The organism is Noviherbaspirillum cavernae (assembly GCF_003590875.1).
Lineage (GTDB): Bacteria > Pseudomonadota > Gammaproteobacteria > Burkholderiales > Burkholderiaceae_D > Noviherbaspirillum > Noviherbaspirillum cavernae.
Window position 1 is genome coordinate 3441376 of record NZ_QYUN01000002.1, and the last position, 22910, is coordinate 3464285.

At 55.3% G+C, this 22910-nt stretch carries 31 protein-coding genes; 1 reads left to right on the forward strand and 30 read right to left on the reverse strand.

Features of this window, described 5'->3' with window-relative positions:
* Position 1: 1 nt before the first annotated feature.
* The 29 genes from rpsM to rpsL all read right to left on the reverse strand — a co-directional run bounded on the left by rpsM (position 2) and on the right by rpsL (position 16325).
* The gene (gene rpsM / locus D3870_RS16095; RefSeq protein WP_119740659.1) at positions 2–367 is read right to left on the reverse strand and encodes a 30S ribosomal protein S13; all 366 of its coding nucleotides are present in this window, start codon (positions 365–367) and stop codon (positions 2–4) included.
* A gap of 27 nt (positions 368–394) precedes the next feature.
* Positions 395–508, reverse strand: a complete 114-nt coding sequence (gene rpmJ / locus D3870_RS16100; protein WP_014004415.1) for a 50S ribosomal protein L36 — start codon at positions 506–508, stop codon at positions 395–397.
* A gap of 32 nt (positions 509–540) precedes the next feature.
* The gene (gene infA, locus D3870_RS16105) at positions 541–759 is read right to left on the reverse strand and encodes a translation initiation factor IF-1 (protein ID WP_005663428.1); all 219 of its coding nucleotides are present in this window, start codon (positions 757–759) and stop codon (positions 541–543) included.
* Positions 760–784: 25 nt separating this feature from the next.
* Positions 785–2116, reverse strand: a complete 1332-nt coding sequence (gene secY / locus D3870_RS16110) for a preprotein translocase subunit SecY (protein ID WP_119740661.1) — start codon at positions 2114–2116, stop codon at positions 785–787.
* Between the two features lie 25 nt (positions 2117–2141).
* Positions 2142–2573, reverse strand: coding sequence for a 50S ribosomal protein L15 (gene rplO / locus D3870_RS16115; protein ID WP_119740662.1), 432 nt, complete (start codon positions 2571–2573; stop codon positions 2142–2144).
* 27 nt (positions 2574–2600) lie between these two features.
* Entirely contained in the window at positions 2601–2780 is a 180-nt protein-coding gene (rpmD, locus tag D3870_RS16120; protein WP_119740664.1) for a 50S ribosomal protein L30, read from the reverse strand.
* Positions 2781–2790: 10 nt separating this feature from the next.
* Positions 2791–3312, reverse strand: coding sequence for a 30S ribosomal protein S5 (rpsE, locus tag D3870_RS16125; RefSeq protein ID WP_119740666.1), 522 nt, complete (start codon positions 3310–3312; stop codon positions 2791–2793).
* A gap of 12 nt (positions 3313–3324) precedes the next feature.
* Positions 3325–3687 (reverse strand): 50S ribosomal protein L18, encoded by a 363-nt coding sequence (rplR, locus tag D3870_RS16130; protein WP_119740668.1) that lies wholly within the window; start codon positions 3685–3687, stop codon positions 3325–3327.
* Positions 3688–3699: 12 nt separating this feature from the next.
* The gene (rplF, locus tag D3870_RS16135; RefSeq protein ID WP_119740670.1) at positions 3700–4233 is read right to left on the reverse strand and encodes a 50S ribosomal protein L6; all 534 of its coding nucleotides are present in this window, start codon (positions 4231–4233) and stop codon (positions 3700–3702) included.
* A gap of 10 nt (positions 4234–4243) precedes the next feature.
* Positions 4244–4639 (reverse strand): 30S ribosomal protein S8, encoded by a 396-nt coding sequence (gene rpsH / locus D3870_RS16140; protein ID WP_119740672.1) that lies wholly within the window; start codon positions 4637–4639, stop codon positions 4244–4246.
* Positions 4640–4653: 14 nt separating this feature from the next.
* The gene (gene rpsN / locus D3870_RS16145; RefSeq protein WP_119740674.1) at positions 4654–4959 is read right to left on the reverse strand and encodes a 30S ribosomal protein S14; all 306 of its coding nucleotides are present in this window, start codon (positions 4957–4959) and stop codon (positions 4654–4656) included.
* Between the two features lie 7 nt (positions 4960–4966).
* Positions 4967–5506: a 50S ribosomal protein L5 gene (rplE, locus tag D3870_RS16150; RefSeq protein WP_119740676.1), complete on the reverse strand. Its 540-nt coding sequence runs from the start codon at positions 5504–5506 to the stop codon at positions 4967–4969.
* 6 nt (positions 5507–5512) lie between these two features.
* Positions 5513–5827, reverse strand: coding sequence for a 50S ribosomal protein L24 (gene rplX, locus D3870_RS16155; protein ID WP_119740678.1), 315 nt, complete (start codon positions 5825–5827; stop codon positions 5513–5515).
* Between the two features lie 9 nt (positions 5828–5836).
* Complete coding sequence (gene rplN / locus D3870_RS16160; protein WP_014004403.1) at positions 5837–6205, reverse strand: 50S ribosomal protein L14; 369 nt, start codon at positions 6203–6205, stop codon at positions 5837–5839.
* Between the two features lie 257 nt (positions 6206–6462).
* The gene (gene rpsQ / locus D3870_RS16165; RefSeq protein WP_119740680.1) at positions 6463–6735 is read right to left on the reverse strand and encodes a 30S ribosomal protein S17; all 273 of its coding nucleotides are present in this window, start codon (positions 6733–6735) and stop codon (positions 6463–6465) included.
* Positions 6735–6926, reverse strand: a complete 192-nt coding sequence (gene rpmC, locus D3870_RS16170) for a 50S ribosomal protein L29 (protein WP_119740681.1) — start codon at positions 6924–6926, stop codon at positions 6735–6737. The genes rpsQ and rpmC overlap by 1 nt, the downstream gene beginning before the upstream one ends.
* Before the next feature lie 12 nt (positions 6927–6938).
* Complete coding sequence (gene rplP / locus D3870_RS16175; RefSeq protein WP_119740683.1) at positions 6939–7358, reverse strand: 50S ribosomal protein L16; 420 nt, start codon at positions 7356–7358, stop codon at positions 6939–6941.
* A 2-nt stretch (positions 7359–7360) separates the two neighbouring features.
* Positions 7361–8188 carry a 30S ribosomal protein S3 gene (rpsC, locus tag D3870_RS16180; RefSeq protein ID WP_119740684.1) on the reverse strand — a complete coding sequence of 276 codons (828 nt, stop codon included), beginning with the start codon at positions 8186–8188 and terminating at the stop codon, positions 7361–7363.
* A gap of 9 nt (positions 8189–8197) precedes the next feature.
* Positions 8198–8527, reverse strand: a complete 330-nt coding sequence (gene rplV / locus D3870_RS16185) for a 50S ribosomal protein L22 (protein WP_119740686.1) — start codon at positions 8525–8527, stop codon at positions 8198–8200.
* A gap of 8 nt (positions 8528–8535) precedes the next feature.
* Positions 8536–8811 (reverse strand): 30S ribosomal protein S19, encoded by a 276-nt coding sequence (rpsS, locus tag D3870_RS16190; protein ID WP_119740688.1) that lies wholly within the window; start codon positions 8809–8811, stop codon positions 8536–8538.
* A gap of 10 nt (positions 8812–8821) precedes the next feature.
* A complete protein-coding gene (rplB, locus tag D3870_RS16195; protein WP_119740690.1) occupies positions 8822–9649 on the reverse strand; it encodes a 50S ribosomal protein L2 in 828 nt (275 codons plus the stop codon).
* On the reverse strand, positions 9649–9966 hold the full coding sequence (gene rplW / locus D3870_RS16200) for a 50S ribosomal protein L23 (RefSeq protein ID WP_119740692.1): 318 nt from the start codon (positions 9964–9966) through the stop codon (positions 9649–9651). The genes rplB and rplW overlap by 1 nt, the downstream gene beginning before the upstream one ends.
* Positions 9963–10583, reverse strand: coding sequence for a 50S ribosomal protein L4 (gene rplD, locus D3870_RS16205; RefSeq protein ID WP_119740694.1), 621 nt, complete (start codon positions 10581–10583; stop codon positions 9963–9965). Before rplD ends, rplW begins: the two co-directional genes overlap by 4 nt.
* Positions 10584–10586: 3 nt before the next feature.
* Positions 10587–11255, reverse strand: a complete 669-nt coding sequence (gene rplC, locus D3870_RS16210) for a 50S ribosomal protein L3 (protein ID WP_199710676.1) — start codon at positions 11253–11255, stop codon at positions 10587–10589.
* 156 nt (positions 11256–11411) lie between these two features.
* On the reverse strand, positions 11412–11723 hold the full coding sequence (gene rpsJ, locus D3870_RS16215) for a 30S ribosomal protein S10 (RefSeq protein ID WP_089400500.1): 312 nt from the start codon (positions 11721–11723) through the stop codon (positions 11412–11414).
* Positions 11724–11807: 84 nt separating this feature from the next.
* Positions 11808–12998 carry an elongation factor Tu gene (gene tuf / locus D3870_RS16220; RefSeq protein WP_119740696.1) on the reverse strand — a complete coding sequence of 397 codons (1191 nt, stop codon included), beginning with the start codon at positions 12996–12998 and terminating at the stop codon, positions 11808–11810.
* 97 nt (positions 12999–13095) lie between these two features.
* Positions 13096–15201, reverse strand: a complete 2106-nt coding sequence (fusA, locus tag D3870_RS16225) for an elongation factor G (RefSeq protein ID WP_119740698.1) — start codon at positions 15199–15201, stop codon at positions 13096–13098.
* A 125-nt stretch (positions 15202–15326) separates the two neighbouring features.
* Entirely contained in the window at positions 15327–15797 is a 471-nt protein-coding gene (gene rpsG / locus D3870_RS16230; protein ID WP_119740700.1) for a 30S ribosomal protein S7, read from the reverse strand.
* Between the two features lie 144 nt (positions 15798–15941).
* Entirely contained in the window at positions 15942–16325 is a 384-nt protein-coding gene (gene rpsL, locus D3870_RS16235) for a 30S ribosomal protein S12 (RefSeq protein WP_119740702.1), read from the reverse strand.
* A 517-nt stretch (positions 16326–16842) separates the two neighbouring features.
* On the opposite strand from rpsL, the gene D3870_RS16240 reads away from it, so the two are divergent.
* Complete coding sequence (locus tag D3870_RS16240) at positions 16843–18516, forward strand: phosphoethanolamine transferase (protein WP_340638448.1); 1674 nt, start codon at positions 16843–16845, stop codon at positions 18514–18516.
* An 82-nt stretch (positions 18517–18598) separates the two neighbouring features.
* Here D3870_RS16240 and rpoC read toward each other — a convergent pair whose 3' ends face one another.
* Positions 18599–22837, reverse strand: coding sequence for a DNA-directed RNA polymerase subunit beta' (rpoC, locus tag D3870_RS16245; RefSeq protein ID WP_119740706.1), 4239 nt, complete (start codon positions 22835–22837; stop codon positions 18599–18601).
* Positions 22838–22910 lie beyond the last annotated feature (73 nt).

A 22910-nucleotide genomic window follows, 5' to 3' on the forward strand; every position in this document is an offset into this window, starting at 1 on the left:
ATTATTTCTTCAACGAAGCCGCAGCCTTCCGCGGTCCCTTGCGGGTACGGGCGTTAGTACGCGTACGCTGGCCGCGAACCGGCAGACCTTTACGATGACGCATACCGCGATAACAGCCAAGATCCATCAAGCGCTTGATGCTCATCGAGATTTCACGACGCAGATCACCCTCGACGACAAACTTGCCAATCTCGTCGCGCAGCTTTTCCAGCTCGTTGTCGTCCAGATCCTTGACTTTCTTCGTCGTCGGAACGCCTGTCGTTGCGCAAATTTCTTCAGCGCGAGGACGGCCAATACCGTAAATCGCGGTCAAGCCGATAACGGTGTGTTGGTGATTTGGGATATTCACCCCTGCAATACGTGCCATTCGTTATTCCTCGATCAATAACGTTAATTAACCTTGGCGCTGCTTATGACGCGGCTCTGTGCAAATAACACGAACCACACCCTTGCGCTTGATGATCTTACAGTTGCGGCAAATCCGCTTGACTGATGCGAGCACTTTCATTTTTGCCCTCTTTCTTTCAGCTTTTAGTTACTTTACTTTGTACGGAACACGATGCGTGCCCGGCTCAAATCATAAGGCGTCAACTCAACCGTCACCTTGTCGCCCGGCAGAATACGAATATAGTTCATTCGCATTTTTCCGGAAATGTGCCCGAGTACCACATGCCCATTTTCCAATTTGACTCGAAACGTTGCATTCGGAAGATTCTCAAGAATCTCACCTTGCATCTGAATAACGTCGTCTTTTGCCATTCGCTCTGCTCATTCCTCCAACGACTTATCGCGTCGGAATGCCACCCTTGAAATTCGCCTTCCGAAGAAGCGACTCGTATTGTTGCGACATAACATAGTTCTGCACTTGAGCCATGAAATCCATCGTAACCACGACAATGATCAGTAGCGATGTTCCACCAAAATAGAATGGTACTTTCCAACGCGCGATCAAGAACTCCGGCAGCAAGCAGACCAGCGTTATATACACGGCACCAACGAGCGTCAAACGCATCAAGATTTTATCGATGTACCTCGCCGTCTGATCTCCCGGACGAATTCCAGGCACAAAGGCACCACTCTTCTTCAAATTATCCGCAGTTTCTTTGCTGTTAAAAACCAGCGCGGTATAGAAGAAGCAAAAGAACACGATTGCGACGGCATACAACAGGGCGTGAATCGGTTCGCCTGGCGCCATCGATGCCGCCAGATCCTTCAAAAAACGGACAACCGGATTACTCGTATCTCCTGATGTAAACCAACTCGTAATCGTTGCAGGAAACAAGATTATCGACGATGCGAAAATTGGGGGGATTACGCCGGCCATGTTGAGCTTCAGTGGCAAATGGCTGCTTTGACCACCGTAAATCTTGTTACCAACCTGGCGTTTCGCATAATTCACCAAAATCTTGCGTTGTCCGCGTTCGATATACACCACAAGGAAGGTTACTGCAGCAACTATCACGCAGATCAGGATCGCCGACAACGCATTCATCGATCCAGTACGGACAAGCTCGAACAACCCGCCAAGCGCGCTCGGCAAGCCTGCAGCAATACCCGCGAAAATAATGATTGAAATACCGTTACCCAAACCGCGCTCGGTAATCTGCTCTCCCAGCCACATCAAGAACATGGTGCCGGTAACCAGCGTAACCACGGTTGTGAAGCGAAATGCGAGACCCGGATCCAAGACCAAGCCCGCCTGCGATTCCAATGCAACCGCGATGCCCAGCGCCTGAAAAGTTGCGAGAAAAAGCGTCCCATACCGTGTGTACTGCGTTATCTTGCGCCGGCCGGCTTCACCCTCCTTCTTCAGGGCCTCCAATTGCGGCGACACTATGGACATCAGCTGCATGATGATCGATGCCGAGATGTACGGCATGATCCCAAGTGCAAATATCGTAAACCGCGACAACGCACCGCCGGAGAACATGTTAAACATTCCAAGAATACCGCCTTGGTTCTGCTTGAACAATTGAGCCAGCTGATAGGGATCAATTCCCGCAACGGGAATATGCGCGCCAATTCGATAGACCACTAATGCCGCGAGCAAAAACCATAGGCGCCCCCATGGAAATCCACTTGCCGCACTCTTAGCGAGTTGGGGTGTTGTCGCCAATTATCGCTCCGAACTAACCGTTTGCTTAAGCAACCGAACCACCAGCAGCTTCAATGGCGGCTTTGGCACCCTGGGTCGCAATCAATCCCTTGAGCGTAACCTTCTTGCTGATCTCACCTGCCTTGATGACTCGCACTACGCGCGCCAATTCGGATACCAGCCCCGCTTGTTTTAATGCCAGCATATCGATCTCTGCGACCGGCAGCTTTTCCAAGTCGCTCAAACGAACTTCTGCCTTGAATGGCGTTGCAAGCGATTTAAAGCCGCGCTTCGGCAGCCGGCGTTGCAACGGCATCTGACCGCCTTCAAAACCTACCTTGTGAAAGCCGCCCGAACGAGATTTCTGCCCCTTGTGGCCGCGGCCGGCTGTCTTGCCAAGACCTGATCCGATCCCACGTCCGACACGACGCTTGGCATGCTTGGCACCGTCTGCTGGTTGGATATTATTCAATTCCATGATTTGCTCCGCTCGCAAGCACTTGGCTTACGACACCACTTTCACGAGATACGATACTTTGTTGATCATGCCGCGAACTGCAGCCGTATCCTGCAGCTCCGAGACCGAATTTACACGACGCAGACCAAGGCCGCGCACAGTCGCGCGGTGATCTTGACGTGTACCGATCAAGCCTTTAATCAGCTTCACTTTGATTGTGTTTGCCATTCGGATCACCTCAACCCAGAATTTCTTCAATGGACTTGCCACGTTTTGCAGCAATTTCCGATGGCGTATTCATCTTTGACAGACCATCCAATGTGGCACGCACCATGTTGTACGGATTGGTCGAACCATTGGACTTCGCAACAACATTGGTTACGCCCATCACCTCGAAAATTGCGCGCATCGGACCACCGGCGATCACACCTGTACCATCCTTTGCCGGCGAAATCATCACCGAGGAGGCACCATGCTTACCGGTAACCGTATGTTGCAATGTACCGTTTTTCAACGTTACCTTGATCATCTTGCGGCGCGCTTCTTCCATTGCCTTTTGCACAGCGACCGGCACTTCTTTTGACTTTCCCTTACCCATGCCGATACGGCCATCTCCATCACCGACTACAGCCAGCGCAGCGAATCCCATAATACGGCCACCTTTGACGACCTTGGTCACGCGATTAACCGCAATCATCTTCTCGCGCATGCCATCATCGCGTTCTTCGCCCTGCTGCGGCTTTGCTTGCATTTTTGCCATGACGATATTTCCTTAGAACTTCAAACCGGCTTCGCGCGCGGCTTCCGCGACTGCCTTGACTCGGCCGTGATAACGGAAGCCGGAGCGATCAAATGCCACTTCAGCAATCCCCGCTTTCAGTGCTTTCTCTGCAACGCGCTTGCCAACCAAAGCCGCTGCCGCTGCATTTCCGCCCTTGCCGGACTTTCCTGCCAGCTCTTGGCGCACTTCCGCCTCGAGCGTCGACGCAGAAGCCAATATTTTTGCATCTGGTCCGATGATATTCGCGTAAATATGCAGGTTGGTCCGATGCACCGCAAGACGGTTCACCTTTAACTCTGCAATCTTGGCACGTGTTTGACGTGCACGACGCAGACGTGATTGTTTCTTGTCCATCGTCAACCCCTATTACTTCTTCTTGGTTTCTTTAAGCGTCACCACTTCGTCCACATAGCGGACGCCCTTGCCTTTATAAGGCTCAGGACTGCGATACGCACGGACCTCAGCAGCAGTCTGACCGACCTTCTGCTTGTCTATACCTTTGATTACAATTTCGGTCTGCGACGGCGTTTCACACTTTACGCCTTGAGGCATCAAATGAACGACCGGGTGCGAGAAACCAAGTGAAAGATTCAACTTATCGCCTTGCGCTTGCGCCCTGTATCCCACACCGACAAGACTCAGCTTTCTCTCGAAGCCTTTGGTTACGCCATTGACCATGTTATTGACCAACGCACGAACCGTTCCCGACATTGCATTCGCTTCACGACTATCATTCGCCGGCTCGAACGTCAGCGTACCATTGTCGCTCGCAATCTTGACCAAGCCCGTAAGCGGAAGAGTAAGCTGCCCCAACGGGCCTTTTACTGTGAAGAGCTCCGAAGTGGCATTAACATCAACCCCTTGCGGCAGCGCTATTGGCATTTTACCTACACGAGACATCTTGCACTCCTTAGGCCACGTAGCAAATCACTTCGCCACCGATGCCGGTTGCGCGAGCTTTGCGATCAGTCATGACACCCTTTGGCGTGGACACAATCGCCACTCCCAAGCCATTCATCACATTCGGGATCTCATTCTTGCCCTTATAGATGCGCAGCCCTGGACGAGATACACGCTCCAAGCGCTCAATGACCGGACGTCCGGAATAGTATTTCAGGCCGATTTTCAACTCTGCCTTGCCAGCCGTCTCGACTACAGAAAAATCTTCAATGTAGCCCTCGTCCTTCAAGACATTGGCAATCGCAACCTTTACTTTAGAAGAAGGCATTGCGACAGTCATCTTCTGCACACCTTGTGCATTACGGATACGGGTCAGCATATCGGCGATAGGATCGCTCATACTCATTGCTTGTTCTCCTATTACCAGCTAGCTTTAGTCATACCCGGAATTTCACCACGCATGGCGATTTCACGGAGCTTGATACGACCGAGACCGAACTTGCGGAACGTACCGCGCGGACGTCCCGTCAATTGGCAACGGTTGCGTTGACGGGTCGGATTCGCATTACGCGGCAATGCCTGCAGTTTCAAGCGAGCCTCATAGCGCTCTTCTTCCGACCTTGATTGATCTTCAATGATTGCCTTCAACTCAGCGCGCTTCGCAGAATACTTCTTCACGAGATCTGCGCGCTTTTGTTCACGGTTAATCAGTGCCAGTTTTGCCATGGCAGCCTCAGTTTCTGAACGGAAATTTAAATGCGGCGAGAAGCGCTTTTGCCTCATCGTCGGTCTTCGCAGTCGTGGTGATACTGATATTCATGCCACGCAGCGCATCGATCTTGTCGTATTCGATTTCAGGAAAGATGATTTGCTCTTTCACACCGATGTTGTAGTTGCCGCGCCCATCAAACGAACGACCAGAAACGCCACGGAAGTCACGCACACGCGGCAGAGCAACAGTGATCAAACGATCAAGAAACTCATACATGCGAGCACCACGCAGCGTCACCATGCAGCCGATCGGATAACCCTCACGAATCTTGAAACCAGCGATAGCCTTGCGCGCCTTGGTCACCACAGGCTTTTGACCGGCAATCTTTGTCAAGTCGCCAACGGCATGCTCGATGATCTTCTTATCCGCAACAGCCTCAGACAACCCCATATTCAAGGTAATCTTTGTCAGACGCGGCACCTCCATTACCGATTTGTAACCGAATTTTTCGGTCAAGCCGGCAACGACTTTTTCTTTATAAAATTGCTGGAGACGAGCCATGATGTCTTACACCTTAACAACTTCACCGCTGGACTTGTAGAGGCGGACTTTTTTACCATCCACCACCTTGAAGCCAGCGCGATCTGCCTTGCCAGTCGTCGCATTGAACAATGCAACGTTGGACACATGAATTGGCATCAACTTATCAACGATGCCACCAGTCGTACCCACCATGGGATTCGGACGCACCGCCTTCTTGGCGACATTAACACCCTCAACCACGATGTAATTTTCATCTACGCGCTGCTTAACCACACCGCGCTTGCCCTTGTCCTTACCAACCAAGACAATAACTTCGTCGTCTTTACGAATCTTGCTCATCACGACTCCTTACAGAACTTCAGGCGCGAGCGACACGATCTTCATGAACCGCTCAGTACGCAACTCACGCGTCACCGGGCCGAAAATACGCGTACCAATCGGCTCAAGCTTTGCATTCAATAAGACAGCCGCATTGCCATCAAATTTGACCAACGAACCATCCTGACGACGCACACCCTTTGCAGTGCGAACAACGACAGCATTGTAGATTTCGCCCTTCTTGACACGGCCGCGCGGAGCGGCCACCTTAACCGTCACCTTGATGACGTCACCAATGCTGGCATAACGACGCTTGGAACCACCAAGCACCTTGATGCACATAACTTCGCGCGCACCAGTGTTATCGGCCACTTCGAGCCGGCTTTCAGTTTGAATCATAGTATTTTCTTTCCCAACTTAATCCGCTCAACCACCCACTCGGGCTCGCGGTCAGTCTTGGTCCTGTCAGCCGACTTAACGAAGCCACGCCGATTAGGTGGACGGTCATAAAAACCCACTGCAAAACATCTCACGCAGCAGATCTAAGCAATTGCCAAAACTCTCAAACTGCGCACACCACAACTTGCCCCCATAAAACAACGGAGAGGACCAAGCCCAGCATTATGCCAGCAAAATGCCGGGCCCGCAACAATTATTTAGACAACCTGTGCAACTTGAACTACGCGAGTCACCGACCATGCTTTCGTCTTGGAAATCGGACGACCTTCTTGAATCTCAACGGTATCGCCTTCCTTCGCTTGATTAGACTCATCATGCGCATGATACTTGTTCGAGCGCACTACAATCTTTCCGTACAGCGGATGCTTGACGCGACGCTCAACCAAAACGGTGACAGTTTTGTCCATCTTATCGGAAACCACCTTGCCAATCAGCGTGCGCTTGAGCGCCTGTTTCACTTGATCGTTCATTACTTGGCGTCCTTCTGGTTCATGACCGTTTTCACGCGCGCGATATCGCGGCGCACCTTCTTGAGTTGAGCCGTGTTATTCAGTTGCTGTGTCGCCACCTGCATACGCAGACTGAATTGCGCCCTGAGCAGTTCGTTGAGCTCCTTTTTCAGAGCTTCCTGATCCTTGCCACGGAGTTCAGATGCTTTCATGTTTCACTCCTGTTATTGGCCAACTTGACGGACAACAAAGGTCGTCGACAGCGGCAGTTTGGCCGCAGCCAAACGGAATGCCTCGCGTGCCAGCGCCTCATCAACACCGTCCATCTCGTACAGCACCTTGCCCGGCTGGATCTCAGCCACGTAATATTCCGGGTTACCTTTTCCGTTACCCATACGTACTTCAGCGGGTTTCTGGGAAATTGGCTTGTCGGGGAATATGCGAATCCAAATACGACCGCCGCGCTTGATGTGACGAGTCATTGCGCGACGAGCCGCCTCAATTTGACGAGCCGTGATACGACCGCGCCCGACCGCTTTGAGACCAAACTCGCCGAAAGACACGGCTGTACCGCGCTCATGGGAAATGCCCTTGTTGCGGCCTTTTTGCTCTTTACGATACTTTCTACGTGCTGGTTGCAGCATGGTTATTCTCCTGCTTTCTCAGCCGGCGCTGCGCCATCAGCCTTCTTGGGAGCACGAACACGCTTGGCCGCCGGACTAACGGCACCAGTTTCGCCCTCCTTCTTGGCACGAGGACGGCCGCCCGGCTTTCCATCGTCACGGCGCGGGCCACGACGCTTCTTGTCCTCATCGGAAGGAGTCTCGATGGTCGGCGCTTCACCGCTGGCCAATCGATCACCCTTGTAGACCCAAACCTTGATACCAATAATGCCGTAGGTCGTTTCCGCTTCGCCGAAACCATAATCGATATCGGCACGCAATGTATGCAGAGGCACGCGACCTTCACGGTACCATTCCTTGCGAGCGATTTCGATCCCGTTCAGACGGCCGGACGACATGATCTTGATGCCTTGCGCACCCAAACGCATTGCGTTCTGCATTGCACGCTTCATGGCGCGACGGAACATGATGCGCTTTTCAAGCTGCTGCGCGATCGAGTCAGCGATCAACTGTGCATCAACTTCCGGCTTGCGAATCTCTTCGATATTCACATGCACCGGCACGCCCATCAGCTTCGCGAGATCGGATTTCAATAGTTCGATATCCTCGCCCTTCTTGCCGATAACAACACCCGGACGCGAGCTGAAAATCGTGATACGGGCATTCTTGGCCGGACGCTCAATGATGACGCGACCCACGGAAGCATTCTTCAGTTTCTTTTTCAGATACGCACGAACATCAAGATCCTCGTTGAGCATGCTGGCAAAGTTGCTATTGCCAGCGTACCAACGGGAACCCCAGTTACGCGTAACCGCAAGCCGGAAACCGGTCGGATGAATTTTCTGTCCCATCGTGACTCCTTAGTTACCGACAGTCACGTAGATGTGACAGGTTTGCTTCGAGATACGATCACCACGCCCTTTAGCGCGGGCGATGAAACGCTTCAGAACCGAGCCCTTCTCGACATAGATCGTCTTCACTTTCAATTCGTCGATATCCGCACCATCGTTGTGTTCTGCGTTCGCAATTGCGGACTCCAGAACCTGCTTGATGATGACCGCGCCCTTTTTGGGGCTGAAGCTCAGGATGTTCAACGCTTGATCAACATTTTTACCGCGGATCAAATCGGCAACCAGACGGCCTTTTTGGGCCGACAGGCGCGCGCCACGGAGGGTAGCTTTAGTTTCCATATCGGACCTTATTTCTTAGCCTTTTTGTCAGCGGCATGCCCCTTGAACGTACGGGTCAGCGCAAACTCACCGAGCTTGTGACCAACCATGTTCTCGGAAACATAAACGGGAACATGCTGCTTGCCGTTATGCACTGCGATCGTCAAACCAATGAAATCCGGCATGATCGTCGACCGACGAGACCAAGTCTTGATCGGCTTTTTGTCTTTCGACGCCAGAGCCGCATCAACCTTCTTGACCAGATGGGCATCGCAAAACGGCCCTTTTTTCAATGAACGTGTCATGTCTTACCCCTTATTTCTTGCCACGGCGCGAGACGATCATTGAAGTCGTGCGCTTGTTGCGACGTGTCTTCTTGCCCTTGGTTTGCTGCCCCCATGGTGACACCGGATGACGGCCTGCGGCTGTCTTACCTTCACCACCACCATGTGGGTGATCGACCGGATTCATGACCACACCACGCACCGTCGGACGGACGCCGCGCCAACGCATTGCACCTGCCTTACCGATCTTACGCAGACTATGCTCAGCATTACCGACTTCACCGACCGTTGCACGACACTCGATGTGCACACGACGAACTTCGCCAGAGCGCAGACGAATCTGAGCGTACGTACCCTCACGCGCCATCAACACAACACCAGCGCCCGCTGTACGCGCCATTTGCGCACCCTTGCCGGGCAACATCTCAACGCAATGCAGGATCGTACCCACCGGGATATTACGAATTGGCAGGCAGTTACCCGACTTGATCGGGGCTTCCGAACCATTCATCAACTGATCACCAACCGCCATACCCTTGGTCGCGATGATGTAATGACGCTCACCATCGGCGTAGCACAAAAGGGCGATATTCGCGGTGCGGTTTGGATCGTATTCAATACGCTCCACTTTTGCAGGAATACCATCCTTATTGCGCCTGAAGTCAATCACACGATAGTGTTGCTTATGGCCACCGCCAATATGACGAGTGGTGATATGGCCATTGTTATTGCGACCAGCACTTTTCGATTTCTTCTCGACCAGACCAGCGAACGGACGGCCTTTGTACAGGTCGGGATTAACGACCTTGACCATGCCACGACGACCGGCCGATGTCGGCTTAACTTTAACGAGTGCCATTATTTAGCCTCCTCGGTGAAGTTGATTTCCTGGCCCGGCTTTAGGCAAACATAAGCCTGACGTGTGTGGTTACGACGACCAGTGAAACGGCCAGAGCGTTTTTGCTTGCCTTGGCGGTTCAACACCTGCACCGACTCCACTTGTACCTTGAACAACAACTCAACAGCCGCCTTGATTTCCGGCTTGGTTGCATCCGGAGCAACACGGAAAACAACTTGCTCATTTTTCTCGGCGACGAAAGTAGCCTTCTCCGAAATTACCGGAGCCAGCAATACTTTCATCAGACGCTCTTCGCTATGCTTTACAGTCGCGTTCATGCCAGCATCTCCTCAATCTTTGCCAATGCCGGCTTGGTGATCAGGACCTTCTTGTAGAACACCAGTGAAACGGGATCAGCATGACGCGGCTCGACCACCAGCACGTTCGGCAGATTGCGCGAAGCGAGCAACAGATTTTCGTCGAGATTGTCAGTAATTACCAGCACAGACTCCAGACCCATGCCTTTAAGTTTTTGCGACAACAATTTGGTCTTCGGCGCATCGACGGACAAGGCCTCGACAACCGAGAGACGCCCCTCGCGCGCCAACTGGGAAAGAATCGAGCAGACACCTGCGCGATACATCTTCTTGTTGACTTTGTGCGAGAAATTTTCGTCCGGCGTATTCGGAAAAATACGACCGCCTCCACGCCACAAAGGTGAAGACGACATGCCCGCACGCGCCCGCCCAGTACCCTTTTGGCGCCATGGCTTCTTGGTCGTGTGATGCACTTCTTCGCGATCTTTTTGCTTGCGATTCCCGCTACGCGCGTTCGCCTGGTAAGCAACGACCACTTGATGAATCAATGCCTCGTTATAGTCGCGACCGAAAATCGTATCCGGCGCCACCACATTGGAAGCTGCTTGACCTTGATCATTCAGGAGACTCAATTCCATCGCTTACGCCCCCTTCTTTGCTTTGACTTTAACCGCCGGCAGAACGACCACCCGGCCGTTCTTCGCACCTGGAACAGCCCCCTTGACCAGCAGCAACTGACGCTCAGCATCAACACGCGCAATTTCCAGATTCTGCACGGTGCAGGTGACATCACCCATGTGACCAGTCATCCGCTTGCCGGGAAACACCCGACCCGGATCCTGCGCCATACCGATGGAACCCGGCACGTTGTGCGAACGGGAGTTACCATGGGTTGCGCGACCGGAACTGAAGTTATAGCGCTTGATCGTACCGGCGTAGCCCTTACCGATGGATACACCTTGCACATCCACCTTCTGACCAGCCTCGAACAGACTGACAGCGATGGCGTCACCAGCCTTCAACTCAGAAGCCTTAGCCGCATCGATACGAAATTCTTTGAGGACAGTACCAGCTTCAACACCTGCTTTTGCGAGGTGGCCGGCTGCGGCTTTATTCACACGCGATGCACGGCGCTGACCGAAGGTAACCTGAACAGCGGAATAACCGTCTGTTTCGGCAGTTTTGATTTGCGCCACTCGGTTGTTCGACACGTCGAGCACGGTAACAGGAATTGTATCCCCGTCATCCGTGAAGATGCGCATCATACCAACCTTGCGACCAACAAGGCCTAGGCTCATTGTTTTCTCCATTCCCACCTACGATTGGGCGGGGCTGATGTTTGTACTACTTAGAACGCATTGGCACGAACTCTCGCACCAATACCGAAGCCGAGCATTATAACCCGCGTTTTTTTATTCCACAACCACCAAGCGGTAAAATCGTGGTATGTCGGGCCATAATAACAATTACTGCAGTTTGATTTCGACATCGACGCCGGCCGGCAAGTCGAGCTTCATCAGCGCGTCAACCGTCTTGTCGGTCGGATCGACGATGTCCATCAGGCGCTGGTGAGTGCGGATTTCGAACTGATCGCGCGAAGTCTTGTTGACGTGCGGGGAACGCAGCACGTCAAAGCGCTGGATACGCGTCGGCAGCGGAACTGGGCCCTTGACCACGGCGCCAGTACGCTTTGCCGTATCAACGATTTCCAGTGCGGACTGATCGATCAGACGATAGTCGAATGCTTTCAGGCGGATGCGGATTTTCTGGTTTTGCATGATTCTTCCTTAAAAGAGCGAGCCGCGAGCGAGTAAGCGCTCGCGGCGATGTTTAATCAAAGAGCGGGAAATCCTGCAGCCTATTTACTCGATGATCTTGGCAACGACGCCGGCGCCGACGGTACGGCCGCCTTCGCGGATCGCGAAGCGCAGCCCCTCTTCCATCGCGATCGGATTGATCAGCTTGACCGTGATCGAGACGTTATCGCCCGGCATCACCATTTCCTTACCTTCCGGCAGCTCGATCGCACCGGTCACGTCGGTGGTGCGGAAGTAGAACTGCGGACGGTAGTTGTTGAAGAACGGGGTGTGACGGCCGCCCTCATCCTTGCTCAGCACGTAGATCTCGCCGGTGAAGTGCTTGTGCGGCTTGATCGAACCCGGCTTGGCCAGCACCTGGCCGCGCTCGACGTCTTCCCGCTTGGTGCCGCGCAGCAGCACGCCGACGTTGTCGCCAGCCTGGCCCTGGTCGAGCAGCTTGCGGAACATTTCAACGCCGGTGCAAGTCGTCTTTTGCGTATCGCGGATGCCGACGATTTCGATTTCCTCGCCGACCTTGACGATGCCGCGCTCGACACGGCCAGTCACCACGGTGCCGCGACCGGAGATCGAGAACACGTCTTCGACCGGCATCAGGAAGGCGCCGTCAATCGCACGCTCCGGGGTCGGGATGTAGGTGTCCAGCGCTTCGGCCAGCTTCATGATGGCCTGCTCGCCCAGCGGGCCGGTGTCGCCCTCAAGAGCCAGCTTGGCCGAACCCTGGACGATCGGCAGATCGTCGCCCGGGAATTCGTACTTGGACAGCAGCTCGCGCACTTCCATTTCGACCAGCTCGAGCAGTTCGGCGTCATCAACCATGTCGCACTTGTTCAGGAACACGATGATGTACGGCACACCGACCTGACGCGCCAGCAGGATGTGCTCGCGGGTTTGCGGCATCGGGCCGTCGGCGGCAGAACACACCAGGATCGCGCCATCCATCTGGGCGGCGCCGGTGATCATGTTCTTGACATAGTCGGCGTGACCCGGGCAGTCGACGTGCGCGTAGTGACGGGCAGCGGTTTCGTATTCGACGTGTGCGGTATTGATCGTGATGCCGCGCGCCTTTTCTTCCGGCGCTGCATCGATCTGGTCATATGCCTTGGCTTCGCCGCCAAATTTCTTCGACAGCACGGTCGCGATCGCCGCGGTCAGCGTGGTCTTGCCATGGTCAACGTGACCAATCGTGCCCACATTCACGTGCGGTTTGGTCCGCTCAAACTTGCCTTTTGCCATTTTAGATTTCCTTCAAAAAGAACGAATTGTTAATTGGGTATTTCTTACCGTGCGACACTCCTATTGCGGGTCGATTGACCCGCAATAGGGAACGGCATTACTTGCTCTTTGCAGTGACGATTGCATCGGCAACGTTTTTCGGCGCTTCCGAGTAGTGCTTGAATTCCATCGTGTACGTTGCACGACCTTGAGTCAATGAACGCAGCGTGGTGGAATAACCAAACATTTCGGACAGCGGCACTTCGGCGCGAATGACCTTGCCGCCGCCGCCTGCGATGTCGTCCATGCCCTGGATCATGCCGCGACGGGAAGACAGATCACCCATCACGTCGCCCATTTTTTCTTCAGGCATTTCCACTTCGACTGCCATCATTGGCTCCAGAATCACCGGGCTGGCCTTGCGGCAGCCGTCCTTGAACGCCATTGACGCCGCCATGCGGAACGCGTTTTCGTTCGAGTCGACGTCGTGGTACGAACCGAAGAACAGCGTGACCTTGACATCAACCACCGGATAGCCCGCCATCACGCCGGAAGTCAAGGTTTCGCGAACACCCTTTTCGACCGCAGGAATATATTCGCGCGGCACGGTGCCGCCCTTGATCGCATCAACGAACTCAAAACCCTTGCCCGGTTCTTGCGGCTCGATTTTCAAAACCACGTGACCGTACTGACCGCGGCCGCCGGATTGCTTGACGAATTTGCCTTCGATTTCTTCACAAGTCTTGCGAATCGTTTCACGATAAGCTACCTGCGGTTTGCCGACAGTCGCTTCGACGTTGAATTCGCGGCGCATACGGTCGACAATAATTTCCAGATGCAACTCGCCCATACCGGAAATGATGGTCTGACCCGATTCTTCGTCGGTTTTGACGCGGAACGACGGGTCTTCCTGCGCCAGGCGGTTTAGGGCCAGGCCCATTTTTTCCTGGTCTTGCTTGGTCTTCGGTTCGACAGCCTGCGAAATCACTGGCTCAGGGAATACCATGCGCTCAAGCGTGATCACGGAACCCGGATCGCACAATGTGTCTCCGGTAGTCGCCTCCCTCAGGCCGACCGCGGCGGCGATATCACCAGCACGCACTTCCTTGATTTCTTCGCGCTGGTTTGCATGCATCTGCAGAATACGGCCGAGGCGCTCTTTCTTGCCCTTGACCGGATTGAACACCGTGTCGCCGGAATTGACCACGCCTGAATAAACACGGAAGAAGATCAACTGGCCGACGAACGGATCGGTCATGATCTTGAACGCTAGGGCGGAGAATTTTTCTGAGTCTTCGGCCTTACGGCTGATCGGCTCTTCGCTTTCGCTAACACCCTTGACCGGCGGAATGTCGGTCGGCGCCGGCAGGTATTCAATCACGCCATCCAACATTGCCTGCACGCCCTTGTTCTTGAACGCCGTGCCGCACATCATCGGCACGATTTCGCCGGCGATCGTGCGCTGACGAATAGCTGTCTTGATTTCGGCTTCGGTCAGATCACCTTCTTCAAGGTACTTGTTCATCAAATCTTCATTGGCTTCGGCTGCGGCTTCAACCATCTTCTCGCGCCACTCCTTGGCGACAGCCTGGAGATTGTCCGGAATATCGCGGTAATCGAACTTCATGCCCTGCGATGCATCGTCCCAGTAGACAGCTTTCATCTTGACCAGATCAACAACGCCTTCGAAGTTCTCTTCGGCGCCGATAGGCACTTGCATCGGAATCGGATTGGCCTTCAAACGGGTACGCATTTGTTCGTACACCTTGAAGAAGTTGGCGCCGGTACGGTCCATCTTGTTGACGAACGCCAAACGCGGTACGCCGTACTTGTTGGCTTGACGCCATACGGTTTCGGACTGTGGCTGCACACCGCCCACGGCGCAGTAGACCATGCAAGCGCCGTCAAGCACGCGCATCGAACGTTCTACTTCGATGGTGAAATCAACGTGGCCCGGGGTATCGATGATGTTGATGTGGTGTTCGGGGAAATTACTGGCCATGCCCTTCCAGAAGCAGGTCGTCGCAGCAGACGTAATCGTGATGCCGCGCTCTTGCTCCTGCTCCATCCAGTCCATGGTGGCCGCGCCGTCATGCACCTCACCGAGCTTGTGATTGACACCGGTGTAGAACAGGATACGCTCGGTAGTGGTTGTTTTACCGGCATCAATGTGAGCGGAAATACCGATATTGCGGTAGCGCTCAATGGGGGTCTTGCGAGCCATAGCTAATCCTAAGTCTTTTAATGCACGAAACCGGGCGCCGCTTTTATCAAAGGGATGTGCCCGGCTTGTGCAAGTTACATATATAGATGAAGGCCTTCGACATGCGAAGGCGGTTATCCAGCCTGTTAGAAACGGAAGTGCGAGAATGCCTTGTTGGCTTCTGCCATACGGTGCACTTCATCACGCTTTTTCATCGCACCGCCGCGACCTTCTGCGGCCTCCATCAGTTCGCCACCCAAACGCTGCGGCATGGATTTTTCGCTGCGCTTGTTGGCAGCTTCACGCAGCCAGCGCATGGACAGCGCCATGCGGCGCACCGGGCGAACTTCAACCGGCACCTGATAGTTGGCACCACCGACGCGGCGGGATTTGACTTCGACCATCGGCTTGCAGTTGTTGATCGCAGCGGTGAACACTTCGAGTGGATCCTTGCCCGACTTGTTCTGGATATGATCAAACGCACCGTAAATGATGTTTTCGGCGACCGACTTTTTACCGGACAGCATCAGGACGTTGACGAATTTCGCTACCTCAACATTACCGAATTTCGGATCAGGCAGAATTTCCCGTTTCGGGACTTCACGACGACGTGGCATTTCGATTCCTTTCACTCTTCAGTTGAGCCGCGGCACCGAGTGATTTGCCGCTTGCTCGGGATGACCATCATGATCACCCACTTACTCGACCCATTCGGGGTCGACTCACATTCCGCTCAGTGAAGCACCGCGCGGAAACTTTGATTACTTCTTGGTAGCTTTCGCACGCTTAGCACCGTACTTCGAGCGCGACTGCTTGCGATCCTTCACGCCTTGCGTATCGAGCGCACCGCGCACCATGTGGTAACGCACACCCGGCAAGTCCTTCACACGACCGCCGCGAATCAGCACGACACTGTGTTCTTGCAGGTTGTGGCCTTCACCGCCGATGTACGAAATGACTTCGAAACCGTTGGTCAAGCGCACTTTGGCGACTTTACGCAGCGCCGAGTTCGGCTTCTTCGGAGTCGTGGTGTAAACACGGGTGCAAACGCCGCGTTTTTGCGGGCTGTTTTCCAGCGCCGGCGATTTACTCTTCACAACAGCGGAAACCCGCGGCTTGCGAATCAGTTGATTGATGGTTGGCATCGGTCTAAATCCAACAAAATTACAACGTTAAAAATACAGCCCCGAAATCGATTGCCCGGGACCAAGAGGGGATCCTTCATGCGCAGTGAAAGCGCGATTCGATTGCAGAACCAGGGAGAAGAAGCGTCACGAGAGGTGAGATGCAGACCAAAGAACGCTTAAGCCCGACGGAGCTTAAAATCGAGAACTCGCGAGTATATCCCTACTGGCGCCCTTAGTCAACCAACACTTGCGTGGTGTGTTGTGCCATGCATTGCCTCCCGCCAGACGTCTCCGGGAGGCTCTCCTGGCGCCATAAAAGAAGCCGGCCGAAATCATCTTTCTGCGCATAAACTATGCATCGCTCCACACGACACGCCATGCGCACCGCATCCCATCGATTTTTCTGCTCGACTTCATGCGCTTTTTGCACTGCCCTGCCAATCTCTTCGTCCTCTTTACCTATGCGGTGTTGTCGGCCGCGCCAGTTGCTCCATTGCTATTTCGGCGCACACTGGAAAATCCCGAACGCGTCATCTTGCTGGAACTTGTTTCATGGACCCTCATCTGGGCCATCTTCAAGCGTCCCGCGCGATTTCACTGGCTGCTGCTGCCGGCTTTTATCGCATTGCCGGTCGAACTGTATTTGCAAACCTATTATTCTCAGGGAATTTCGACACACCACATCGGCATCATTGCCGAGACGAGTCCGAGAGAGGCACTGGAATTCCTGGGCAATCGCACCTGGCTGCTGGCAGCAGCAATGCTTGCGGTGTTGGCGTGGTGGGTATTGAGCTGGAAAGCCGCCCTCGCGACGCGCGATCTCGATATGGGAAAACACTGGCGCGCCGTGACGCTGGTCTTGCTGGTACTGATTCTGTGCGCATGGCTGTATCAGCGGGGGAACGGAGTGCGGAGTGCGACCGGCGACGCGGATGACTCGGTATCGGCCGCCACCAGCGGGAAGCCGACACCATGGTTTCCCGGATTGCCGCGATGGGCAGAGCTGCCGGTCGAACGCGACACATTTGGCGCCACGTGGCCGTTCGGTCTGGTGGTGCACATTCACGCGTTCTGGAAAGAACGACAGTACCTTGCCCAGCTGGCGGACAGGAGTGGCGGGTTCAAATTTGGCGCAAGCCAGGCCGGGGCGAGCGACCTGCCGCAGGTGGTGGTAATGGTGATCGGCGAATCGTCGCGCCATGACCGCTGGAGCCTCAATGGCTACCAACGGGAAACCAATCCCCTGCTGAAGGACGAACCAAACCTGGTGAGTCTGTCGAACGTGGTAACGGCGGTTTCCGCGACGCGGCTTTCGGTGCCCGTACTGGTTTCGCGCAAGCCGGCGATGCAAAGCCTGAAGGCTGGCTTTTCGGAAAAGTCGTTTTTGAGCGCATTCAGGGAAGCGGGATTCAAGACTTACTGGCTGTCCAATCAAATGTCGTTCGGCCAGTTCGACACGCCGATCTCGGTGTTCGCGCGAGAGGCCGATGTGACGCAGTTCCTGAATCTCGGCGGCTTCACCAATGGCTCCAGTTTCGATGCCGTGCTGCTCGATCCGCTCAAGGTCGCCATCGACGATCCGGCGTCGAAGAAGCTGATCGTGTTGCACACATTGGGCAACCATTGGAATTACAGCCATCGCTACCCGCAAGAGTTCGACAAGTGGCAGCCGTCGCTTTTCGGCATCGACAAACCGGCCTACACTGAAGCGGCCCTCAAGCCACAGCTGAACAACAGCTACGACAACTCCATTCTGTACACCGATTGGTTCCTGTCGCAGGTGATCGGCGCACTGAAATCAAGCACCCGCATCGCGTCGATGATGTACGTATCGGACCACGGCCAGACCCTGTACGACGGCACCTGCAATCTGGCCTTCCATGGCCACAATACGCAATACGAGTTTCATATCCCGGCACTTGTGTGGTATTCCGATTCGTACCGTCAGACGCATCCGACGAAGATCACTCAGTTGAAGAAGAACCGGCATGCAAAGCTTGCCACCGAAAACGTGTTTCATTCACTGCTGGACATGGCGGACATCCGCTATGACTCGGAGCAGCTGGAATGGAGTTTTCTGGATGGGAGGTTCAAGCAGCACAAGCGCTACGTCGACAGTTATGGCTGGACCGACTACGACAACGCGATATTCAAGGGCGATTGCCGCGAGGTGATCGACAAGGGCAAACCGCTGCCTCGGTCGGAATAATGCTGAGACGGTAGATTTTCGCCCCGCAAAACAAAAACGGCACCGAGTTTCCCCGGTGCCGTTTTCATTGACGGAGCACTGATCAGCCTTCGCTGTCCGGCGTCCCGTTCGTTTCGATGGTTGCAGCAGCCTCGGCTTCGACTGCGCGAGCCGATTGCTCGGCTTGCAGCAGCGCGGTCCGCTCTTCCGCTTCCCACGTTTCCTTTTCCTTGCGAGCACGGTGGTAAGCCAAACCGGTACCGGCAGGAATCAGACGGCCGACGATGACATTTTCCTTCAGACCGCGCAGACCATCCTTCTTGCCCATGATCGCGGCTTCGGTAAGGACCCGCGTGGTTTCCTGGAAGGACGCTGCGGAGATGAAGGAGTCGGTCGACAGCGATGCCTTGGTAATACCGAGCAGCACGTTTTCGTAGGTCGCCGGACGCTTGTCTTCGCCGATGACGCGGTCGTTTTCGTCCAGCAGTTCCGAACGCTCGACCTGCTCACCCGGAATGTAGGACGTATCGCCGGCATCGACCACTTGCACGCGGCGCAGCATCTGACGCACGATCACTTCAATGTGCTTGTCGTTGATCTTCACGCCTTGCAAGCGGTACACGTCCTGCACTTCGTCGACGATGTAACGTGCCAGCGCTTCGATACCCAGCAGACGCAGGATGTCTTGCGGATCGGCCGGACCGTCCACGATCATTTCGCCCTTGTTCACCACTTGACCGTCGTGCACCAGCACCTGCTTGTCCTTGGTGATCAGGAACTCGTGCTTGTTGCCGTCCATGTCGGTGATTTCCAGGCGCTGCTTGCCCTTGGTTTCCTTGCCGAACGCGACCGTACCGGTGACTTCCGCCAGCATGCCGGCGTCCTTCGGCGAACGTGCTTCGAACAGTTCGGCCACGCGCGGCAGACCGCCGGTAATGTCACGGGTCTTCTGCGACTCGGTCGGGATACGTGCAAGCACTTCACCCACCGACACTTGCTGACCATCCTTCACCGTGATCAGCGCGCCGACCTGGAAGCCGATCGTCACTGCGTGTTCGGTGCCGGCGATCTTCACTTCCTCGCCCTTCTCGTTCAGCAGTTTCACCTGCGGCCGCACCGTCTTGGTGGCGGAACCGCGGCGCTTCGCGTCGATAACGACCAGGGTCGACAGACCAGTCACTTCGTCGATCTGCTTGGCGACCGTCACGCCTTCCTCGACGTTTTCGAACTTCACCGTGCCGGTGTATTCGGTAATGATCGGGCGGGTCAGCGGATCCCATGTCGCCAGCGCGGTGCCAGCCTTGATCGCGAGGCCATCCTTGACCAGCAGCGTCGCGCCGTACGGCACCTTGTGGCGTTCGCGTTCGCGGCCGTGGTCGTCGGTGATCAGCACTTCGCCGGAACGGGAAATGACGATCTGTTCGCCCTTGCCATTGGTGACGTAGCGCATGGTGGCGGTAAAGCGCACCGTGCCGTTCGACTTGGCTTCCACGCTCGAGGCAACGGCCGCACGCGACGCCGCACCACCGATGTGGAAGGTACGCATCGTGAGCTGCGTACCCGGTTCGCCGATCGACTGCGCGGCAATCACGCCGACTGCTTCGCCGGCATTGACGAGCATGCCGCGGCCGAGATCGCGACCGTAGCACTTGGCGCACAAACCGTAGCGGGTGTCGCAAGTCAGCGGTGTGCGCACCTTGACTTCATCAATGCCGAGGCGCTCGATTTCTTCGACTGCGTCTTCATCCAGCAAGGTGCCGGCTTCGTACAGCGTCGACTGGTCTTCGGGGTTGATCACATCGTTGGCGGACACGCGGCCGAGGATACGATCGCGCAATGCCTCGATGACTTCACCGCCTTCGACCAGCGCCTTCATCGAAGCACCATTGGCTGTACCGCAATCGTCTTCGATCACGACCAGATCCTGCGTGACGTCGACCAGGCGACGCGTCAGATAACCCGAGTTCGCGGTCTTCAACGCGGTATCGGCCAGACCCTTACGGGCACCGTGCGTGGAGATGAAGTACTGCAACACGTTCAGGCCTTCGCGGAAGTTCGCGGTAATCGGCGTTTCGATGATCGAGCCGTCCGGCTTGGCCATCAGGCCGCGCATGCCGGCCAGCTGGCGGATCTGAGCAGCGGAACCCCGCGCACCGGAGTCGGCCATCATGTAAATCGCGTTGAACGATTCCTGCACCGACTTCGAGCCGTCGCGCTTGATGACGTCCTCCACCTTGAGCTGGTCCATCATGGCCTTGCCGACTTCGTCACCGGCCTTGCCCCAGATATCCACCACCTTGTTGTAGCGTTCGCCTGCGGTGACCAGACCGGACGCGTATTGCTGCTCGATCTGCTTCACTTCATGTTCGGCCTTGGCGATGATGGTCGTCTTCTGCGGCGGCACCAGCATGTCGTCCACGCAGATGGAGATACCGGCGCGGGTCGCGAGGCGGAAGCCGGACTGCATCAGCTGGTCGGCAAACACGACGGTCGCGCGCAGACCGCACTTGCGGAACGAGGTGTTGATCAGCTTCGAGATTTCCTTCTTCTTCAGCGCGCGGTTGAGCACGGTGAACGGCAAGCCCTTCGGCAGAATTTCCGAAAGAATCGCGCGGCCGACGGTGGTCTCGTAGCGCTTGATGGTCTTCACGAATTCGCCGGTCGTCGCATCCTTCGGATACTCGGTGATACGCACCGTGATACGGGTGGTGAGCTCGACTTCCTTGTTGTCGTACGCGCGAATCACTTCGGACACGTCCGGGAACATCATGCCTTCGTTCTTGCCGTTGATCTTCTCGCGGGTCGCGTAGTACAGACCCAAGACGATATCCTGCGACGGCACGATCGACGGTTCGCCGTTCGACGGGAACAGCACGTTGTTGGAAGCGAGCATCAGGGCGCGCGCTTCCATCTGCGCTTCGATCGACAAGGGAACGTGGACCGCCATCTGGTCACCGTCGAAGTCGGCGTTGAACGCCGCGCAAACGAGCGGATGCAGCTGGATCGCCTTGCCTTCGATCAGCACCGGCTCGAACGCCTGGATACCGAGACGGTGCAGCGTCGGCGCACGGTTGAGCATCACCGGATGTTCGCGAATCACTTCTTCCAGGATGTCCCACACTACCGGTTCTTGGATTTCGACCAGCTTCTTCGCAGCCTTGATCGTGGTCGCGAGGCCCATCAATTCGAGCTTGTTGAAGATGAAAGGCTTGAACAGCTCCAGCGCCATCAGTTTCGGCAGGCCGCACTGATGCAGCTTGAGCTGCGGCCCCACCACGATGACGGAACGACCGGAGTAGTCAACGCGCTTGCCCAACAGATTCTGACGGAAGCGACCGCCCTTGCCCTTGATCATTTCGGCCAGGGACTTCAGCGGACGCTTGTTGGCGCCGGTCATCGCCTTGCCGCGACGGCCGTTGTCCAGCAGCGAGTCGACCGCTTCCTGCAGCATGCGCTTTTCGTTGCGGGTGATGATTTCCGGCGCGCGCAGTTCCATCAACCGCTTCAACCGGTTGTTACGGTTGATCACGCGGCGATACAAGTCGTTCAGATCGGAAGTCGCAAAACGACCACCGTCGAGCGGCACCAGCGGACGCAGTTCCGGCGGCAGCACCGGCAGCACTTCCATGATCATCCAGTCCGGCTTGATGCCGGAACGCTGGAATGCCTCGAGCACTTTCAGGCGCTTCGCATACTTCTTGATCTTCGCTTCCGACTTGGAATCCTTCAATTCCTGGCGCAGCGTCTCGACGTCGCGGTCGATGTCGATCGAACGCAGCAATTCGCGGATGCCTTCGGCGCCCATGAATGCCGTGAAGTCATCGCCATACTCGTCGTACTTGGCGGCGTAATCGTCTTCCGACATGATCTGGCACTTCTTCAGCGGCGTCATGCCGGGATCGGTCACGACGTAGGCTTCGAAGTAGAGAACGCGTTCGATGTCGCGCAACGTCATGTCGAGCACCATGCCCAGACGCGATGGCAGCGACTTCAGGAACCAGATATGCGCGGTCGGCGATGCCAGTTCGATGTGGCCCATGCGCTCGCGGCGCACCTTGGCCAGCGTTACCTCGACGCCGCATTTTTCACAAATGACGCCGCGGTGCTTCAGGCGCTTGTACTTGCCGCACAGGCATTCGTAATCCTTGATCGGGCCGAAGATCTTGGCGCAGAACAGGCCGTCACGCTCCGGCTTGAAGGTACGGTAGTTGATGGTTTCCGGCTTCTTGACTTCGCCGTAGGACCAGGAACGGATTTTCTCAGGCGACGCGAGGCCGATCTTGATCGCGTCGAATTGTTCATTTTGCTGAACTTGCTTGAATAAATCGAGCAGTGCTTTCATGTATCACTCCAGGTTGGCGTGAATAAAAATATCTTGTGCTTCACAGATGGGGCCTGCGATCTGCCGCAGGCCC

Coding starts and splice junctions, on each gene's coding strand:
- rpsM (WP_119740659.1), bottom strand. CDS start 367: ATGGCACGTATTGCAGGGGTGAATATCCCAAATCACCAACACACCGTT.
- rpmJ (WP_014004415.1), bottom strand. CDS start 508: ATGAAAGTGCTCGCATCAGTCAAGCGGATTTGCCGCAACTGTAAGATC.
- infA (WP_005663428.1), bottom strand. CDS start 759: ATGGCAAAAGACGACGTTATTCAGATGCAAGGTGAGATTCTTGAGAAT.
- rplO (WP_119740662.1), bottom strand. CDS start 2,573: ATGGAATTGAATAATATCCAACCAGCAGACGGTGCCAAGCATGCCAAG.
- rpmD (WP_119740664.1), bottom strand. CDS start 2,780: ATGGCAAACACAATCAAAGTGAAGCTGATTAAAGGCTTGATCGGTACA.
- rpsE (WP_119740666.1), bottom strand. CDS start 3,312: ATGGCAAAAATGCAAGCAAAGCCGCAGCAGGGCGAAGAACGCGATGAT.
- rplR (WP_119740668.1), bottom strand. CDS start 3,687: ATGGACAAGAAACAATCACGTCTGCGTCGTGCACGTCAAACACGTGCC.
- rplF (WP_119740670.1), bottom strand. CDS start 4,233: ATGTCTCGTGTAGGTAAAATGCCAATAGCGCTGCCGCAAGGGGTTGAT.
- rpsH (WP_119740672.1), bottom strand. CDS start 4,639: ATGAGTATGAGCGATCCTATCGCCGATATGCTGACCCGTATCCGTAAT.
- rpsN (WP_119740674.1), bottom strand. CDS start 4,959: ATGGCAAAACTGGCACTGATTAACCGTGAACAAAAGCGCGCAGATCTC.
- rplE (WP_119740676.1), bottom strand. CDS start 5,506: ATGGCTCGTCTCCAGCAATTTTATAAAGAAAAAGTCGTTGCCGGCTTG.
- rplX (WP_119740678.1), bottom strand. CDS start 5,827: ATGAGCAAGATTCGTAAAGACGACGAAGTTATTGTCTTGGTTGGTAAG.
- rplN (WP_014004403.1), bottom strand. CDS start 6,205: ATGATTCAAACTGAAAGCCGGCTCGAAGTGGCCGATAACACTGGTGCG.
- rpsQ (WP_119740680.1), bottom strand. CDS start 6,735: ATGAACGATCAAGTGAAACAGGCGCTCAAGCGCACGCTGATTGGCAAG.
- rpmC (WP_119740681.1), bottom strand. CDS start 6,926: ATGAAAGCATCTGAACTCCGTGGCAAGGATCAGGAAGCTCTGAAAAAG.
- rplP (WP_119740683.1), bottom strand. CDS start 7,358: ATGCTGCAACCAGCACGTAGAAAGTATCGTAAAGAGCAAAAAGGCCGC.
- rpsC (WP_119740684.1), bottom strand. CDS start 8,188: ATGGGACAGAAAATTCATCCGACCGGTTTCCGGCTTGCGGTTACGCGT.
- rplV (WP_119740686.1), bottom strand. CDS start 8,527: ATGGAAACTAAAGCTACCCTCCGTGGCGCGCGCCTGTCGGCCCAAAAA.
- rpsS (WP_119740688.1), bottom strand. CDS start 8,811: ATGACACGTTCATTGAAAAAAGGGCCGTTTTGCGATGCCCATCTGGTC.
- rplB (WP_119740690.1), bottom strand. CDS start 9,649: ATGGCACTCGTTAAAGTTAAGCCGACATCGGCCGGTCGTCGTGGCATG.
- rplW (WP_119740692.1), bottom strand. CDS start 9,966: ATGAACGCGACTGTAAAGCATAGCGAAGAGCGTCTGATGAAAGTATTG.
- rplD (WP_119740694.1), bottom strand. CDS start 10,583: ATGGAATTGAGTCTCCTGAATGATCAAGGTCAAGCAGCTTCCAATGTG.
- rplC (WP_199710676.1), bottom strand. CDS start 11,255: ATGGAGAAAACAATGAGCCTAGGCCTTGTTGGTCGCAAGGTTGGTATG.
- rpsJ (WP_089400500.1), bottom strand. CDS start 11,723: ATGCAAAACCAGAAAATCCGCATCCGCCTGAAAGCATTCGACTATCGT.
- tuf (WP_119740696.1), bottom strand. CDS start 12,998: ATGGCAAAAGGCAAGTTTGAGCGGACCAAACCGCACGTGAATGTGGGC.
- fusA (WP_119740698.1), bottom strand. CDS start 15,201: ATGGCTCGCAAGACCCCCATTGAGCGCTACCGCAATATCGGTATTTCC.
- rpsG (WP_119740700.1), bottom strand. CDS start 15,797: ATGCCACGTCGTCGTGAAGTCCCGAAACGGGAAATTCTGCCTGATCCG.
- rpsL (WP_119740702.1), bottom strand. CDS start 16,325: ATGCCAACCATCAATCAACTGATTCGCAAGCCGCGGGTTTCCGCTGTT.
- rpoC (WP_119740706.1), bottom strand. CDS start 22,837: ATGAAAGCACTGCTCGATTTATTCAAGCAAGTTCAGCAAAATGAACAA.